This is a genomic window from Vreelandella aquamarina, from assembly GCF_044805175.1.
Lineage (GTDB): Bacteria > Pseudomonadota > Gammaproteobacteria > Pseudomonadales > Halomonadaceae > Vreelandella > Vreelandella aquamarina_B.
In genome coordinates this window covers 3,399,675-3,414,611 of the sequence record NZ_CP085232.1, presented here as the reverse complement: position 1 = coordinate 3,414,611, position 14,937 = coordinate 3,399,675, and the positions used below count along the sequence as shown (strand labels likewise).

The window sequence follows — 14,937 nt, the reverse complement described above, 5'->3', positions numbered from 1 at the left end:
CGAGGAGAACGGCGATGTCTCAAGCTCCCGAGCCGCGCAAAACGCTCGACCCTGACCAAGTGGCGTTTTGGTTGGCCCGCCATCCCGATTTTTTTATTGGCCGTGAAGGTCTGCTGCAGCAGCTCAAAGTCCCGCATCCCCATATCGATGGCGCGGTGTCTCTGCTAGAGCGGCTGGTGATCGACCTGCGTCAGCGGGCCGAAACGGCGGAAGGGCGGCTTGAGCATCTGCTGGAAACCGCGCGCCATAACGAGGCTCAGTATCGTCGTCTGCGTGAAACGCTACTCAATTTAGTTGAGGCAGAAGATCGAGATGCCCTAGTCCAAGCGCTGGCGACTCAGCTTAGCGAGCGCTTTCAAACCCCAGCGATGGCTCTGTGGTGCCCAGCATCGTTAAGCGATGAAGAGCCCACACCGCCCCAACCACCGCGCCATATACTCGACCAGCACGCCAGCGCCCGCCTAGCGGCGCTGCTGGATGGCCGCACTAGCCGCTGCGCCAAGCTAAGCGTTAGCGACTGGAAGTGCCTGCTACCCCATATCAATCCGCCCCGCAAAGCCGGCTCCTGCGCGATTACCCGCCTCTCTGCGGGGGAGCAGTTGGGCTATTTGCTGCTCGCCAGTCCTGATCCTGAATGCTACCGCGCCAGTATGGATACGCTGTTTACCGAATACCTTGGCGATATCGTTGCGCGGCTGCTGCTGCGATTAGGGCCGCACGGTGTGGAGCACCATGGGTAGCGAAAGCCGACTGGCAGACACGGTGAATAACTACCTAGCGCAGCTTGCCACCCACGCCAGCCCCGCTACGGTGGCCGCCTACCGCCAAGACTTAGCCGCTTTTTGCCGGTTTGCCGAGCAGCGTGGCATCACCCAGGCAAGCGCGCTGGATACGGCGCTGGCGAGGGCCTTTTTAGGCGCCGAACGTAGCCGAGGGTTGGCGCCGAGAAGCCTAGCTCGCCGCCGAGCGGCGCTGTCACGCTTTGCTGATGCGCTGGTGCAGCGCCACGTGCTGGTGGATAACCCGGTCAGCCTGCTGCGTACTCCTAAACAGCCCAGCCATCTACCTAAGCCGCTGGATGTGGATGCGCTGGCACGCTTTCTGGACACGCCCCACGACGGCTCGCCGCTGGCGCTGCGTGATCAGGCCATGCTTGAACTTTTTTACTCTAGCGGTCTGCGCTTGGCCGAGCTGGCGGCGCTGGACGTGGGTCACTTAGCGGCGAATTATGTGCGGGTGATGGGTAAGGGTAGCAAACCCCGCCAAGTGCCGGTGGGCAGGCGCGCCCAACAGGCATTGGCAGCTTGGCTAACCTGCCGGGCCAACTTGGCGGCTAGCGGTGAAACGGCGCTGTTTGTCGGGCAGCGGGGGCGGCGTCTGGGGCATCGGGCGATTCAGAAGCGCCTCGCCCAGCTCTCGGTAGTGCGTGGCCTGCCCGAACATCTTCATCCCCATCGCCTACGTCACTCTTTTGCCAGCCACTTGCTGGAGTCAAGCCAGGATCTGCGCGCGGTACAGGAGCTACTTGGCCACGCCAACCTATCGACCACCCAGGTTTACACGCGGCTGGATTGGCAGCACTTGGCGGAAAGTTATGATGCCGCCCATCCGCGCGCCAAACGCCGCCCCAACGAGAGTTAGCCATGGTCACCTTAGACGCCATTACCTTTGATCTAGATGACACCCTATGGGACAACCAGGGCGTGATGCTGAAAACCGAAGAGGGCCACTACCGCTGGCTGCTGGAAGCGTTGGCGGCGTGGCGCGCGGCCCGTCGGGAAGCGCCGCTTTCATTAGCGTATGAGACGGGCGTGGCGGACTACTTGCAGCGTCGCCAACAGTGGGCCAGCGATGTACCGGAGCGGCGTGGCGACTTTACCTGGCTGCGGTTGCGGGCGTTGGAGGATCAGCTGGAAGCACACGGCCTGCCGCGCAGCGCCGCGCTGTTGTGGGCGGCAGCGGCGATGAATGAGTTCCACCGCCTGCGGGTGCAGGTAACGCCGCATCCAGAAGCCGCAGGGCTGCTATCGGCGCTGGCCGAGCGCTATCGGCTCGCAGCGATTACCAATGGCAATATCCACCTCAAGCGCCAGCCGTTGGCGGCCCATTTTCCGGTAGCGATTGCCGCCGGAGAGCTGCTGGCTCCCAAGCCTGACCCCAAGCCTTTTCTGACTGCCCTAGAGCGGCTGAATACCGTGCCCCAGCGTGCCATGCACGTGGGCGACTCTTGGAATGAGGACGTGCTTCCCGCCCAGCAGCTTGGCATGCACGCCGCCTGGGTAGCTGAACGTGGCGACCAAACGCTGCCCGAGCGGGTTCACCGTGTTGCCCACGTCAAAGAGCTGCCAGAGCTGATTGAGTGGCTGGAAAAACGTGCCTAAAGCACCAGCTTACTGATTTACTTCTTCTGGGGTGTGTAGCCACTGGTCAAGCTTTTGGGAGAGGGTGTCCACGCCGTCACGTTTTAGCGACGAGAAGAGCTGTACCGACACCAAATCTTCCCACTCTTTCAGGCGTGAGCGGACTTTTTGCAACGCCGCACTGGCCGGGCCTTTTTTCAGCTTATCGGCCTTGGTGAGCAGGATATGTACCGGCATCCCGCGCTGGTCCGCATAGTCGAGCATCATTTGGTCGAACTCAGTCAGCGGGTGGCGCACGTCCATTAGCAGTACAAGACCGCGTAGGCTAAAACGCCCGCGAAGATAGTCAGAAAGGTGTTGTTGCCACTCAATTTTGACCGCTTCCGGCACCTTGGCGTAGCCGTAACCGGGTAGATCCACCAAGCGGCGCGACTCATCGTTCATCACAGTGAAGAAGTTGATGAGCTGGGTTCGGCCAGGGGTGCGCGAGGTGCGCGCCAGCGCATTTTGTTGGGTTAACGCGTTAATGGCGCTGGATTTACCGGCGTTTGAGCGTCCTGCAAAGGCCACTTCTGCACCGGTATCATTGGGGCATAGCGCCAGGGTCGGCGCGCTGATCATAAAACGCGCTGTCGGGTAATTCAGCCGAGGGGCTGGGCTATCATGGGGGGTAGACATGGAATTTATCCTGAAAAACAAACGTATAACACGGCCCGCTAGCTCACCCTAGCGTGGGAGAGAGCGGTACCGCGACGAATTACCCCAAAAGCAGACCTGGACTTGCATTCCCGCCGCTAGGGTGATTCGTTATAATGCAAGCGGTTTATAACTGCGACCTGGGGCGCTAGTGTACCATCGCGCTCTAGCCAGCAGCGACCAACGCGACATGTTGTTCGTTTTGGCGGAGCTGACCCTGGTAATGTGCTGAACCTGGGCAGCGCCCAGGGTGCGTACCAGTCAATAATCAAACGGCATAGTGGATTAGCAATGAGAAAGTTACTGGCAAGCCTGGCAATTACCATGGGTGCCGTTGGCACCGCCCACGCCCAAGCGGACCTTCAAGCCGATGCTGACGCAGCGGCAGGACGTGAACTCGCGCAAACCTGTGCAGCCTGTCACGGCCAGCAAGGCATCAGCGCAGTGGGTACTTTCCCCAATTTGGCAGGGCAGCAAATGTCCTACCTCGCCAAACAGATCATGGATATCCGTGACGGCAACCGTGTAGTCCCACAAATGGCCGGTCTGGTAGATAACTACTCTGACCAGGACGCCTGGGATGTCGCCGCTCACTTTGCGGGTCAAGATGCTAACCTCGGCCAAACCAGCGATGAAAATGCTGAGCTGCTGGCCCGCGGTGAAGAGCTTTACCGCGCGGGCGATATGTCCAAAGGCATTCCTGCCTGTAGCGCCTGCCATACGCCCACCGGGGTAGGCATTGGCAGTGCGGTGTATCCCGGCCTGTCCGGTCAGCACCCACAGTACACCGTTTCTACGCTGCAAGCGTTTGCTTCAGGTGAGCGTGCTAACAGCCCGAACAACATCATGGGCGATATCGCTTCCAAAATGAGCGACCAGGATATGGAAGCCGTGGCCAACTACGTGTTAGGCCTGCATTAACTTCCCTGCCGCTGGCCTCCCCATCCTGTGAAATATCAGCAGGATGGGGAACCTGTTCACCGCGCTAACGGTCACACGCTCACTTCTATTGGCCTGCTTTTTGGAGAGTTCTCGCTATGTTGAAAACGTTGATGGTCGCATTGGCCGGTCTTGGCTTGTCTGCCGCAGTAAGCGCCCAAGAGCTGGTAGAAGGCCAGCACTACACGCTGATTGAACCGCCAGTGGCTACTCAGGTAGACGAGGGGCAGGTTGAAGTGACCGAAGCGTTCTGGTTTGGTTGCCCGCATTGCTATCGGCTACAAACGCCGGTGAATGAGTGGTACGAAACCCTCGATGACGACGTCAGCATTGTCAAAATGCCAGCTACCATGGGCGGCGATTGGAATACCCACGCCACAGCTTTCTATGCGGCCCAGTCGCTGGGCATTGAAGAAGAGCTGCACCAAGATTTCTTCGATGCTATTCACCAGGACGACCGTTCGCTGACCGAGGCGGACGACATCGCCGAGTTTTTCTCTAATTATGGCGTTAGCGAAGAGGAGGCCAAGCAGGCGCTCACCGCCTTCAGCGTGCGTAGCGATGTCAACAAGGCCAACAGCCGTATGCGTGAAATGCGCCTGATGGGCGTGCCTGCGCTGATCGTAGATGGCCGCTACTTAGTATCGCCGCAGACGGCCGGCAGCCTGGAAAACATGCCGCAAATCGCCGACGCGCTGATCGAAAAAGTCCGCAGCGAGCGCGCACAGTAACGGTGCTTGAACACGGCCACACGGGCAGACAACCGCGTTCGCCTGCGTCCCAACCCACCTCCGCGTTAATGGAGCGCGGCCACATCCGGCTGTTAACGTTTAATCTACAGGTGGGTATTCAAACATCTGCCTACCATCACTACCTCACGCGGAGCTGGCAGCATGTGCTGCCGCACCCCCAGCGGCTGAAGCGTTTAGCGCTGGTGGGGAGTGTATTAGAGCAGTTCGACGTGGTGGGGCTACAAGAAGTGGATGGCGGTAGCTTTCGCTCCAGCCGTGTGAATCAAGTGGAGTACCTAGCCACTCAGGCTGGGTTTCCCCACTACTTCCAGCAGCTTAACCGTAATTTAGGCCAATTTGCCCAGCACAGTAACGGGCTACTTTCACGTTTAACCCCAAGCTATATTGAAGAGCATCGGTTACCTGGTATGTTGCCAGGGCGCGGTGCTATTCATGTGCGCTATGGTGAAGGCCCCGATGCACTACATATTTTTGTCGCCCACTTGGCGCTTAGCCACCGTGGCCGCGTGCGTCAGCTCAACTACCTAAGCGAGATTATTGAACCGCTGCGCCATGTGGTGGTCATGGGTGACTTAAACTGCACGCCTGAGCAGCTCCATGCCCACGAGCGGTTTAGCACCTCGTTACCGCTGCACCCCGTTAAACCACTGCTTAGCTACCCCTCCTGGCAGCCGCGCCGTGCGCTAGATCATATCTTGCTCTCGCAAACGCTTGAGGCAGCGGATGTACGCGTGTTAGATCACCTATTCTCCGACCATCTGCCCATTGCGGTAGATCTACCACTGCCTGCAGCGTGTCTCGCTGCGATTCGCTCAAACGTTTAACAATAAGCCCGCCAAACGCTCGCTGGACGCTGCATTGTCGGCGCATATGCGCTATTGTCTGGGGCGCTGACTCCCCTTAGCTGTTTTACACGAGACACTTCCATGTCGGATACAACACAACTACCTGCGTTTATCGGGGCGCTGGATCGCGCTTCGGAGTGGTTCGGGCGTACCCTTGCGTGGCTGATCATCATCATGATGTTGATTCAGTTCGCGATTGTACTGCTTCGCTATGCCTTCAGTGTGAATAGCATTTTTATGCAAGAGCTGGTGATGTATATGCACGCCAGTGTCTTTATGCTCGCCGCTGCTTACACTTTTCGCCACGATGGCCATGTGCGCGTCGATATCTTCTATCGCGGTATGACGCCTCGTCGGCAAGCATTGGTGAATATTCTAGGCATCGTATTGCTGCTGATCCCGGTGATGCTATTTATCATTGCCTCGAGTTTTGGCTATGTCGTCAACTCTTGGCGAATTATGGAAACCTCCTCAGATTACGGTGGCATTCCTGCTGTTTACGCACTGAAAACACTGATTCCGGTGTTCGCGGTCTTGATGATTATTCAAGGGCTGATCGAAGTCGTGCGCAATGGCTATGTATTCACCGGGCGGATAACGCCGCCATCCGCTGAAGATAATCATCTTGAGGAGCGTGTTTGATGCTCGAATTTATGCCACTGATTCTGTTTGCCGCCATCTGCGTTGTGCTGATGTTCGGCTTCCCTGTAGCGCTTTCGCTGGCGGGCACCGCGCTACTGTTTGCAGGCATGGGCATGGGCCTGGAAGCGATTGGTGTAGATGCCAACTTTGATAGTGGGTATCTCGCCGCCCTACCGAACCGGCTCTACGGCATTATGACCAACCAGACGCTCTTGGCGGTGCCGCTGTTTGTGTTGATGGGCGTGCTATTAGAGAAGTCCAAGGTAGCCGAGACACTTCTGGATGCCATGGCGCTGCTGTTTGGCTCCATGCGCGGCGGCCTGGGCATTTCCGTGACGCTAGTGGGCATGCTGATGGCGGCCTCTACAGGCATTGTGGGGGCCACGGTGGTCACTATGGGCCTGATGTCGTTACCGACAATGCTGAAGCGTGGCTATAGCACGTCACTGGCTACGGGTACCATCTGCGCCACCGGCACGCTCGGTCAGATTATTCCGCCTTCTATTGCGCTAGTACTGCTGGGAGACGTGCTCTCTTCCGCTTACCAGCAGGCGCAGCTGGATATGGGCATTTTCAGCCCAAAAACGGTTTCGGTTGGCGACCTGTTTATGGGCGCGCTGGTACCGGGTTTGATTCTCGTCGTCATGTACATGATCTACGTGGGCTTGGTGGCGTTTTTCCGTCCCAGTATGGCGCCAGCAGCGGACCGCGAAGAGTTAATGGCCGAGCTTGGCCACACCTCGGGGTTGGGTATCCTGCTGCTCAAAGGCTTGGTGCCGCCGGTGGTGCTGATTGTTGCCGTGCTTGGCTCGATTCTTAGCGGCTTTGCTACGCCCACCGAAGCCTCGGCCGTGGGGGCCTTTGGCGCGCTGGTGCTCGCATTAGCCTATCGCCAGTTGGATTGGGCTACCTTGAAAGAGGTGCTGCGCTCGACGACTCACGTCACCACCATGGTGTTTTTGATTCTGATCGGCGCGGCGCTGTTTTCGCTGGTCTTCCGCGCCTACGGCGGTGAGCACATGGTCACCGAGCTGTTTGAGGGCATGCCAGGGGGTGTGGTTGGCGCGACGATTATCGTTATGCTGGTGATCTTCCTGCTCGGCTTTATCCTCGACTTTATCGAAATCACCTTTGTCGTGGTGCCGATTGTCGGGCCGATTTTGCTAGCGATGGGGCTAGATCCAATCTGGCTGGGTATTATGATTGCCATTAACCTGCAGACGTCGTTCCTGACACCGCCGTTTGGCTTCGCACTGTTTTATCTGCGCGGAGTAGCGCCGCCATCTGTGCCCACCTCGGCCATTTACCGTGGCGTTATTCCGTTTATTTTGATGCAGTTAGGTATGTTGCTGATGCTGACATTCTTCCCCCAGCTGGCGACGTGGCTACCGACGCAGTTTTAGTGTTGCTGGGTTGAAAAATAACCCTGCTATCAACGCAAGGGAGTGGCAACCTTAACTAAAAGGAGCCAAGCTGCAGTCATACAAGCTTGTAACAAAACCGCCTGACTTCCCGTTAGGCGGTGATTCCCTACCCATAACAGCAATAACTGAAGCAAGAGGGTTAATGCATGAAAGCTAACGCCTTACCTGTCGCCATCGCCATGACGACCGCTCTTTCCGCCAGCTTGCTGGTGGTTTCAAGCTTTGATAACCAAGCCCAGGCGCAAGATAACTTCCGTTGGAAGATGGTTACCTCCTGGCCGAAAAACTTCCCTGGTGTGGGCCAAGGTCCTGAGCGGCTTTCCCAGCTAGTGGAAGAGATGTCAGACGGCCGCCTGACGATCGAAGTCTTTGGCGCAGGCCAGCTCGTACCTGGGTTTGAAGTCTTTGATGCCGTGGCTGACGGCACTGCCGAGCTAGGCCACTCCGCCTCCTATTACTGGAAAGGTAAAGCGCCTGCGGCACAGTTCTTTGCTGCTGTACCGTTTGGTATGAATGCTCAAGAAATGAATGCATGGCTCAGCTACGGCGGCGGTATGGAGCTGTGGAACGAGCTGTACGATGATTTCGGTGTCGATGTACTGGTCGCCGGGGCTTCCGGTGTGCAGATGGGCGGCTGGTACAACAAAGAGATCAACTCAGTAGCTGATCTTGAAGGCCTGAAAATGCGCATGCCGGGCTTAGGCGGCGAGGTAATGAACCGCATGGGCGTGGCGATTGTGAACATGCCGGGCGGTGAGATCTTCACCTCGCTGCAGTCTGGCGCCATTGACGCCACCGAGTGGATCGGCCCTTACAACGATTTAGCTTTTGGCTTGCACCAAGCCGCTGATTACTACTACTACCCCGGCTGGCACGAGCCGACGGTAATGTTTGAGGCGATCGTCAATGAAGAGGCCTGGGCCGAGCTGCCCGCTGACCTGCAAGCGATTCTGCGTACGGCGATCAGCGATGTGAACCAGAGCGTCTTGGACGAGTACACCGCCCGTAACAACGACGCGTTGGAAACGCTGGTCAACGAGCATGAGGTGGAGCTGCGCCGCATTCCTGACGACGTGCTGGCCCAAGCCCGCGAGCACTCTGCAGATGTTGTGGAAGAACTCGCCGCTTCCAGCGAGCTAGCGACCCGGATCTACGACTCTTACCGTGCCTTCCAGGATAAGGTTGAGGATTACCACGCGATCTCCGAGCAGGCGTACTACAACGCCCGTAACCCGGACGGTGATACCACTCAGTAAGGAGTGGGGTCCTACATGCCCTCTGTGCTACACCCTGGCCGCCTTCGGGCGGCCTTCTTGTTAAGAAAGACTGGCTCAGGCGATAGGGCTGCGATTAAATCAGCGTGAACACCGCTGCTTGGGTATCCTAGAGCAGATACTGTTCTGCCTCGTAAGGAACTCTATGTCTACAAGCCCCGTGTCTACAAGCCTCATGTCTAGCCCTAGCTCTACCGAGCCCCGCCTGCGTAATGTGCTCACCATTGCAGGCTCTGACCCCTCCGGTGGCGCAGGCATTCAAGCCGATCTCAAAACGTTTTCTGCGCTCGGTACTTATGGCACCAGCGTAATTACCGCGTTAACCGTGCAGAACACCTGCGGTGTGGCGGCCGTGTACCCTGTTTCACCCCAGGCGATTCGCCAGCAGCTTGAACACCTGTTAAGCGATGTCACTATTGATGCGGTGAAAATCGGCATGGTGGCCAGCCGCGACGTGGCCGAAGTGATCGCCGACGTGTTGCGCCAGCAGCGCCCCCGCTGGATTGTGCTGGACCCGGTGATGGTGGCGAAGAGCGGCGATATCCTGGTAGATGATGCCGGTATCCGCGCCGTGAAGGATATCCTGGTACCGCTAGCGGATGTGATTACCCCCAACCTGCCGGAAGCGGCCGTACTGCTCGATTCACCACCTCCCGCCAGCTTGGACGATATGGAGGCACTGCTGCCCAAGCTGGTGGCACTAGGCGCCCCCTATGTGGTGCTAAAAGGCGGCCACTTACGGGGCGATACCTGCCCGGATTTGCTGGCCACCCCACACGGCCACCAGTGGCTGCCCGCCTCGCGCATTGCCACCGAGAACCTGCATGGCACGGGCTGCGCGCTCTCGTCGGCGATTGCTGCTTGCTTAGCAAAGCTACCGGAAGCGGCCGATGCGGCCGCACCAGAGCAAGCCATCACCGAAGCGAAGCAGTGGCTCTATGATGCCCTAGCGGCCAGCCACCGCTTAAGCGTTGGCAAAGGGCGCGGCCCAGTACACCATTTCCATGCCTGGTGGTAAAACTGCTGCCGCCGTATTAGCAAAAGTTGGAAAAAAGTGGGGAAAGGGGATTGAAGGGCAGGGCGAAGAGTCTCCTTGCGGGATAAGCAGACGGGCACCATGCTGAAGGGTGCCTGTTTGTTTGCCGTCTAGGCTGAACTGTTCGGCCAAGGAGCTGCCCATGTCCCGCACGCTGCTGTTTGCCACGGATCTCTCCCAGGAAAACCGCGCGGCCTTTGCCCGCGCGCTGCGTTTAGCCCACCAGCAGGGCGTCCAGCTCGACACTATCCACGTGCTTGACCCCTACCTGCCGCACCGTATGCTTCATGACCTAGAGCGTGCGGTAAATGACGACATTAGCGCGACGCTCACCGACCTACGGGAAGATTACGCCCTGGAGCTGCCACCACTGATGATTCAAACGGTGGTGGGGGAACCCCATACGGAAATTGTGCGGGAAGCCCACGAGCGGCAGGCCTCGCTTATCGTGTTGGGAATGCACCGCAAGCGCGGCCAAAAAGACTTGCTTTACGGCACCACCCTGATGCGTGTGTTACGTAGCGCACCGTGCCCTGTGGTGGTAGCCTCCTATCTGCCGACCCAGGCGTGGGAGCATATCGTAGTGCCTATCGACTTCTCGCTCACCGCCCGGCAAACCCTGAAAGAAGCGCTGATTCGCTTTCCTGAGGCAAAACTCACGCTGCTGCACGCCTGGAGTTTGCCCGGTGAGCGAGAACTAGGGAGCCAGGCATTTTATGCCCAATGGCGCGACCATGAAGTCGCCCGCCTGCGGGAAGCGCTGGATAACGAAGTGGAAAGCCTGTTACGGACGCTGGACGGCGTGCCGGAGATCGAGCTGGTGCTCGAACCGGGCCAGCCTTGCGATGTGCTGCACGACTACATCAAGCGACACTCGCCGGAGTTGGTCATGCTGGGCAGCCGCAGTCGGCCGCACCAACCTAATCCGTTAACCGAAATGCTGCTGAGCGAACCCCATTGCGATCTTATGTTTTGTCGCCCTTGGTGAAGGATGAGTTACCGACCACCTTGTTGTACGGAACTTTTATAAATGGCTTGGGTATGTATAGCGAAGGCCCTTCTATCCAAGTCAACGTGGGAGGTATCCACCGTGCAACGACGCAACACAAGGACGCTGCTGGTGGCGGCGCTGCTGCTGAGTGCTGCGCTTTCTGCCACTAGCGCCACCGCCAGTAGCGTCACCGAACGGGGCGAGCGCTTTGACCGCGTAGTGGAAGGGAACGGCCAGCGCTATACCCTGCTGGGGAGCGGCGTGTTTCGCTATATGATCTGGACCGCCTATGCGGGCGCTTATTATCAACTGGAAGGAGAGCGAGAGCCCCAACCGCTCAGCGATGTGCCTCGCCGGTTGGAGCTGGCCTACTTCCATGAGATTGCCGCCGAAGACTTTGCCGAAGCGACGGAGAAAACCCTTAGCGACTCGTTAACGCTATACGAATTCAATCAGGTGAAAGAGAACCTGGAGCAGTTGAATCAGCAGTATCGGGATGTGGTGCCCGGCGACCGCTACCTGCTGAGTTGGGATGGCGAGCAGCTGCGTCTCGCACTCAATGGCGAAACGCTCTATGAAGATAACAGCGCCGAGTTTGCCAGCGCGATGTTTGGTATCTGGCTTGGCGAGCGCCCGCTAGGCGAAGATTTCCGCGATGCATTGTTGGGATTAAACTAGTTGGGGTGAAACTAGCTGGGAGTGAGCTTGTTGGGATTGAACTCGCTTGGGCCAGCGCCCCCCTGCGGTTACACTTTGCCTTTTCAGCAACGCCTAATGAACGGACGAAGGGGCAAGCGTGAAAGCACTGATTCAACGGGTTAAGAGCGCCAGTGTCACGGTGGAAGGCAGCAGCGTCGGTGCCATCGAGCATGGGCTGCTGGCACTGATAGGAGTAGAGAAAGGCGACAACGAGGCGGACGCCGATAAACTGCTCCACAAGCTGCTGCACTACCGCGTGTTTAGCGACGAGGCGGGTAAGATGAACCACAACCTGCAGCAGGCCGAAGGCGGGCTGCTGCTGGTGTCGCAGTTCACCTTGGCTGCCGATACCCGCAAGGGGCTGAGGCCCAGCTTCTCTAGTGCCGCCCCGCCTGCCGAAGGGGAGCGGCTGTTTAACTACCTGGTAGTCCAAGCCCGTGCCGCTTGGCCCCATATTGCCACCGGGCAGTTTGGCGCGGATATGCAGGTTGCCCTGGTCAACGATGGGCCGGTCACCTTCCTACTAGAGAGCTAGGGCCCATCAGGCGTTTTCGCTGGCCAGTAGCTCGGCTTCCATGGTCTCTAACGCCTCTTCTGCGGCGAGCCACGTCTGCTCGGCGGCATCCAGGCGCGCTTTAATCTCCGCCTGCCTGGCGAGTGCTTGGGTCAGCTCTGCCTTACGGGCGCTGTCGGTATAGAGTTCAGGGTCAGCGAGGACGGCTTCGACTTCCTCAAGCGCCTGCTGCGCTTTTTCCATGCTCTTTTCAGCCTGGTCGCGCTCTTTTTTCAGCGGGCGCAGCTTTTCGCGTAGCTCTGCAGCAGCTTTGCGGGTGGCTTTGCGGTCGCCGCTGGGCTGCTGACCTTGGCGCTCGTTTTTTTCACTACGGGCGTCCCGGCGGTTCTCTTCCAAGCGCGCTTTCAACCAGGCCCGGTAATCCTCCAGGTCGCCGTCGAAAGGCTCGACCCGGTGGTCGGCTACCCGCCAAAACTCATCCACCGTGGCACGCAGCAGGTGGCGGTCGTGGGAAACCAGAATGACTGTGCCCTCGAAGCCCGCCAGCGCTTCGGTAAGCGCCTCGCGCATCTCTAAATCCAGGTGGTTGGTTGGCTCATCCAACAGCAGCAGGTTGGGCTTTTGCCAGGCCACCAGCGCCAGCGCCAGCCGCGCTTTTTCACCGCCGGAGAAGGTGGCGACTTCACCGAAGGCATCGTCGCCTTTAAAGCCAAAGCCACCCAGAAAGTTGCGGATCTCCTGGTCGCTGGCGGTGGGAGAGAGCCGCTGTACGTGGACAAACGGCGTGGTGGTGACGTCCAACCCCTCCAACTGATGCTGGGCAAAGTAGCCGATGGCGAGGTGCTCGCCGGGCACCCGTTTGCCGTTCAGTAGCGCAAGTTCGCCGGTTAATGACTTGATCAGTGTTGACTTGCCCGCGCCGTTGGGGCCCAACAGGCCAATACGGCTACCGGGTAGCAGCGTAATGTTCACGTGATCGAGCTGTGCTACGTCGCCAGCCTCGCTGCGATAGCCCAGGGTGGCTTGGTCTAGTACCAGTAGCGGATGGGAGGTTTTATCGGCGGCAGGCAGGGTAAAGTGGAAGGGTGAATCCACGTGGGCCATGGCAATATCTTCCATGCGCTCCAGCATCTTCACGCGGCTTTGGGCTTGGCGGGCTTTGGTGGCTTTGGCTTTAAAGCGGGCGATAAAGCGCTCGATCTCTTCGCGTCGTGCCTGCTGTTTAGCGGCTTCCGCCTGCTGCAGGGCGAGCTTTTCCGCCCGGGTGCGCTCGAAACGGGAGTAGTTGCCCCGATACAGCTCCAGCGTTTGGTGGTGCATGTGCACGATGTGGTCGCATACTGCATCCAGGAAGTCCCTGTCGTGGGAGATCAGCAGCAGCGTGCCGGGGTAGCGGGTTAGCCACTGCTCCAGCCACAGCAGGGCATCCAAATCCAGGTGGTTGGTGGGCTCATCGAGCAGCAACAAGTCTGATGGCATAAACAGCGTGCGGGCGAGATTGACCCGCATCCGCCAGCCACCGGAGAAGTCAGAAAGCGGGCGGGTCAGATCCGCCTGCACAAAGCCCAGCCCCACCAGCAGCTGCGCCGCGCGGGACTCCGCGCTGTAGCCATCCAGCGTTTCGATCAGCCCATGCAGCTCCGCCTCCCGGTGGGCGTCCCCGGCATCGCGGGCGGCCTGTAGGTCCGCTTCGGCCTGGCGCAGGGCGTGGTCGCCATCTAGCACGTACTCCACAATCGGGCGGTCTAGCGCCTCCACTTCCTGGGCCATGTGGGCGATCCGCTGGCCACCGCTCATCTCCACATCGCCCTGGTCGGGGCCTAGCTCGCCCAATAGAAGCTTAAACAGGCTCGACTTACCGGCACCGTTAGCCCCGATAATGCCGGCCTTTACACCGTTATGTAGCGTAAGGTCGGCGCTTTCTAGGAGCGTTTGCGTTCCCCGTTGCAGGGCGACTTGGCGCAGTGCGATCATGTTTTCTCCCGAAAAAAGTGGGTAAACCAATGCGCGATTCTAACCGATTGCAGCGCTTGCAGCAGAGACCGCTGTGGGATTTTGCGCTGGCGCTCTATGCTCAGCCCGGCGTTGAGCAGGCCTGTCTTACCCTGCAGGATGACGCGGGGGTGGATGTTTGCGAGCTGCTGTTTCACTGTTGGCTCTACCACCACGGCTTGCAGGCGGAACCTGGCGCGCTGGCAGCGATTCGTGAGGAACGCCACCGCTGGCAACAGCAGGTGACGGCCACGCTGCGCCAACTGCGTCGAGACTTAAAATCTCAAGCTGCCCATAGCGAATCCATCAGCACACTGCGTAAAACGCTACAAACTGCTGAAATACAAGCCGAACGTGAAAACCTTCAACGTTGGCAACAGTGGGCGTTAACGCTTTCTGATCAGGAGGAGCGATTAATAAAAAGCGACATAAGTCAGCATAATGTTGCTCAGTGGCTGCAAGATATGCTGTTTTCACGACCACTTGCCCCCCTTCCTAAGCAGGTAAGAGGCGTAGACAAGGAGGCCCAGAGGGCATTGACCGTCTTATCTGGTCAGCTTGACCGCTGTGAATCACCACGCTAGCCTGCAGTTAGGCTGTTTTTGCATTGCCCGCGTTGGTGCTCACCCGCTAACCTGCAGCAATGAAAAACGTTTCTGAGTGTTAGCGGCTGAGCTCAAGAGCTACTCATCAAGAGCTACTCAGCACGGGATAGACAAAAATTAGATCCTTGCGCACCCGCAAGGCGCGCGTACCACAGCTAGGGGAACTCT

The 14,937-nt window shown here is 58.5% G+C and carries 16 protein-coding genes; 14 read left to right on the top strand and 2 right to left on the bottom strand.

Annotation, left to right across the window (positions count from 1 at the left end; translation table 11 throughout):
- Positions 1 to 14 precede the first annotated feature (14 nt).
- The 3 genes from LG300_RS15820 to LG300_RS15810 are packed head-to-tail and all read left to right on the top strand — an operon-like array spanning position 15 to position 2,381.
- The gene (locus LG300_RS15820; RefSeq protein WP_404376247.1) at positions 15 to 740 is read left to right on the top strand and encodes a DUF484 family protein; all 726 of its coding nucleotides are present in this window, start codon (positions 15 to 17) and stop codon (positions 738 to 740) included.
- Complete coding sequence (locus LG300_RS15815; protein ID WP_404376246.1) at positions 733 to 1,641, top strand: tyrosine recombinase XerC; 909 nt, start codon at positions 733 to 735, stop codon at positions 1,639 to 1,641. The genes LG300_RS15820 and LG300_RS15815 overlap by 8 nt, the downstream gene beginning before the upstream one ends.
- A 2-nt stretch (positions 1,642 to 1,643) precedes the next feature.
- Positions 1,644 to 2,381 (top strand): HAD family hydrolase, encoded by a 738-nt coding sequence (locus tag LG300_RS15810; protein WP_404376245.1) that lies wholly within the window; start codon positions 1,644 to 1,646, stop codon positions 2,379 to 2,381.
- Between the two features lie 9 nt (positions 2,382 to 2,390).
- Here the strand turns inward: LG300_RS15810 and yihA are convergent, their stop codons facing one another.
- Positions 2,391 to 3,038: a ribosome biogenesis GTP-binding protein YihA/YsxC gene (gene yihA / locus LG300_RS15805; RefSeq protein ID WP_404376244.1), complete on the bottom strand. Its 648-nt coding sequence runs from the start codon at positions 3,036 to 3,038 to the stop codon at positions 2,391 to 2,393.
- 309 nt (positions 3,039 to 3,347) lie between these two features.
- Between yihA and LG300_RS15800 the strand changes: the two genes are divergently transcribed.
- The 10 genes from LG300_RS15800 (at position 3,348) to dtd (ending at position 12,193) form a co-directional block, all read left to right on the top strand.
- The gene (locus LG300_RS15800) at positions 3,348 to 3,977 is read left to right on the top strand and encodes a c-type cytochrome (RefSeq protein WP_404376243.1); all 630 of its coding nucleotides are present in this window, start codon (positions 3,348 to 3,350) and stop codon (positions 3,975 to 3,977) included.
- A 116-nt stretch (positions 3,978 to 4,093) separates the two neighbouring features.
- Positions 4,094 to 4,726: a thiol:disulfide interchange protein DsbA/DsbL gene (locus LG300_RS15795; RefSeq protein WP_404376242.1), complete on the top strand. Its 633-nt coding sequence runs from the start codon at positions 4,094 to 4,096 to the stop codon at positions 4,724 to 4,726.
- 2 nt (positions 4,727 to 4,728) lie between these two features.
- Positions 4,729 to 5,571, top strand: coding sequence for an endonuclease/exonuclease/phosphatase family protein (locus LG300_RS15790; protein ID WP_404376241.1), 843 nt, complete (start codon positions 4,729 to 4,731; stop codon positions 5,569 to 5,571).
- A gap of 102 nt (positions 5,572 to 5,673) precedes the next feature.
- A complete protein-coding gene (locus LG300_RS15785) occupies positions 5,674 to 6,234 on the top strand; it encodes a TRAP transporter small permease subunit (protein ID WP_404376240.1) in 561 nt (186 codons plus the stop codon).
- Positions 6,234 to 7,637 (top strand): TRAP transporter large permease subunit, encoded by a 1,404-nt coding sequence (locus tag LG300_RS15780; RefSeq protein WP_404376239.1) that lies wholly within the window; start codon positions 6,234 to 6,236, stop codon positions 7,635 to 7,637. The genes LG300_RS15785 and LG300_RS15780 overlap by 1 nt, the downstream gene beginning before the upstream one ends.
- Before the next feature lie 167 nt (positions 7,638 to 7,804).
- Positions 7,805 to 8,914: a TRAP transporter substrate-binding protein gene (locus tag LG300_RS15775; RefSeq protein ID WP_404376238.1), complete on the top strand. Its 1,110-nt coding sequence runs from the start codon at positions 7,805 to 7,807 to the stop codon at positions 8,912 to 8,914.
- 193 nt (positions 8,915 to 9,107) lie between these two features.
- On the top strand, positions 9,108 to 9,950 hold the full coding sequence (gene thiD, locus LG300_RS15770; RefSeq protein ID WP_404378057.1) for a bifunctional hydroxymethylpyrimidine kinase/phosphomethylpyrimidine kinase: 843 nt from the start codon (positions 9,108 to 9,110) through the stop codon (positions 9,948 to 9,950).
- Positions 9,951 to 10,110: 160 nt separating this feature from the next.
- Positions 10,111 to 10,956: a universal stress protein gene (locus LG300_RS15765; RefSeq protein WP_404376237.1), complete on the top strand. Its 846-nt coding sequence runs from the start codon at positions 10,111 to 10,113 to the stop codon at positions 10,954 to 10,956.
- A 102-nt stretch (positions 10,957 to 11,058) separates the two neighbouring features.
- Entirely contained in the window at positions 11,059 to 11,637 is a 579-nt protein-coding gene (locus LG300_RS15760) for a chalcone isomerase family protein (RefSeq protein ID WP_404376236.1), read from the top strand.
- Between the two features lie 118 nt (positions 11,638 to 11,755).
- Positions 11,756 to 12,193 carry a D-aminoacyl-tRNA deacylase gene (gene dtd, locus LG300_RS15755; RefSeq protein WP_404376235.1) on the top strand — a complete coding sequence of 146 codons (438 nt, stop codon included), beginning with the start codon at positions 11,756 to 11,758 and terminating at the stop codon, positions 12,191 to 12,193.
- Between the two features lie 6 nt (positions 12,194 to 12,199).
- On the opposite strand, the gene LG300_RS15750 is transcribed toward dtd, so the two are convergent.
- The gene (locus LG300_RS15750) at positions 12,200 to 14,146 is read right to left on the bottom strand and encodes an ATP-binding cassette domain-containing protein (RefSeq protein WP_404376234.1); all 1,947 of its coding nucleotides are present in this window, start codon (positions 14,144 to 14,146) and stop codon (positions 12,200 to 12,202) included.
- Between the two features lie 29 nt (positions 14,147 to 14,175).
- On the opposite strand from LG300_RS15750, the gene LG300_RS15745 reads away from it, so the two are divergent.
- A complete protein-coding gene (locus LG300_RS15745; RefSeq protein ID WP_404376233.1) occupies positions 14,176 to 14,748 on the top strand; it encodes a TIGR02444 family protein in 573 nt (190 codons plus the stop codon).
- The last annotated feature ends 189 nt before the right edge of the window (positions 14,749 to 14,937 follow it).

What these genes read in the sequence shown, in the direction of transcription:
- LG300_RS15795 (WP_404376242.1), top strand. Translation starts at nt 4,094, where the DNA reads ATGTTGAAAACGTTGATGGTCGCATTGGCCGGTCTTGGCTTGTCTGCC.
- thiD (WP_404378057.1), top strand. Translation starts at nt 9,108, where the DNA reads ATGTCTAGCCCTAGCTCTACCGAGCCCCGCCTGCGTAATGTGCTCACC.
- LG300_RS15815 (WP_404376246.1), top strand. Translation starts at nt 733, where the DNA reads ATGGGTAGCGAAAGCCGACTGGCAGACACGGTGAATAACTACCTAGCG.
- LG300_RS15780 (WP_404376239.1), top strand. Translation starts at nt 6,234, where the DNA reads ATGCTCGAATTTATGCCACTGATTCTGTTTGCCGCCATCTGCGTTGTG.
- LG300_RS15820 (WP_404376247.1), top strand. Translation starts at nt 15, where the DNA reads ATGTCTCAAGCTCCCGAGCCGCGCAAAACGCTCGACCCTGACCAAGTG.
- yihA (WP_404376244.1), bottom strand. Translation starts at nt 3,038, where the DNA reads ATGTCTACCCCCCATGATAGCCCAGCCCCTCGGCTGAATTACCCGACA.
- LG300_RS15810 (WP_404376245.1), top strand. Translation starts at nt 1,644, where the DNA reads ATGGTCACCTTAGACGCCATTACCTTTGATCTAGATGACACCCTATGG.
- LG300_RS15745 (WP_404376233.1), top strand. Translation starts at nt 14,176, where the DNA reads ATGCGCGATTCTAACCGATTGCAGCGCTTGCAGCAGAGACCGCTGTGG.
- LG300_RS15750 (WP_404376234.1), bottom strand. Translation starts at nt 14,146, where the DNA reads ATGATCGCACTGCGCCAAGTCGCCCTGCAACGGGGAACGCAAACGCTC.
- LG300_RS15765 (WP_404376237.1), top strand. Translation starts at nt 10,111, where the DNA reads ATGTCCCGCACGCTGCTGTTTGCCACGGATCTCTCCCAGGAAAACCGC.
- LG300_RS15775 (WP_404376238.1), top strand. Translation starts at nt 7,805, where the DNA reads ATGAAAGCTAACGCCTTACCTGTCGCCATCGCCATGACGACCGCTCTT.
- LG300_RS15800 (WP_404376243.1), top strand. Translation starts at nt 3,348, where the DNA reads ATGAGAAAGTTACTGGCAAGCCTGGCAATTACCATGGGTGCCGTTGGC.
- LG300_RS15785 (WP_404376240.1), top strand. Translation starts at nt 5,674, where the DNA reads ATGTCGGATACAACACAACTACCTGCGTTTATCGGGGCGCTGGATCGC.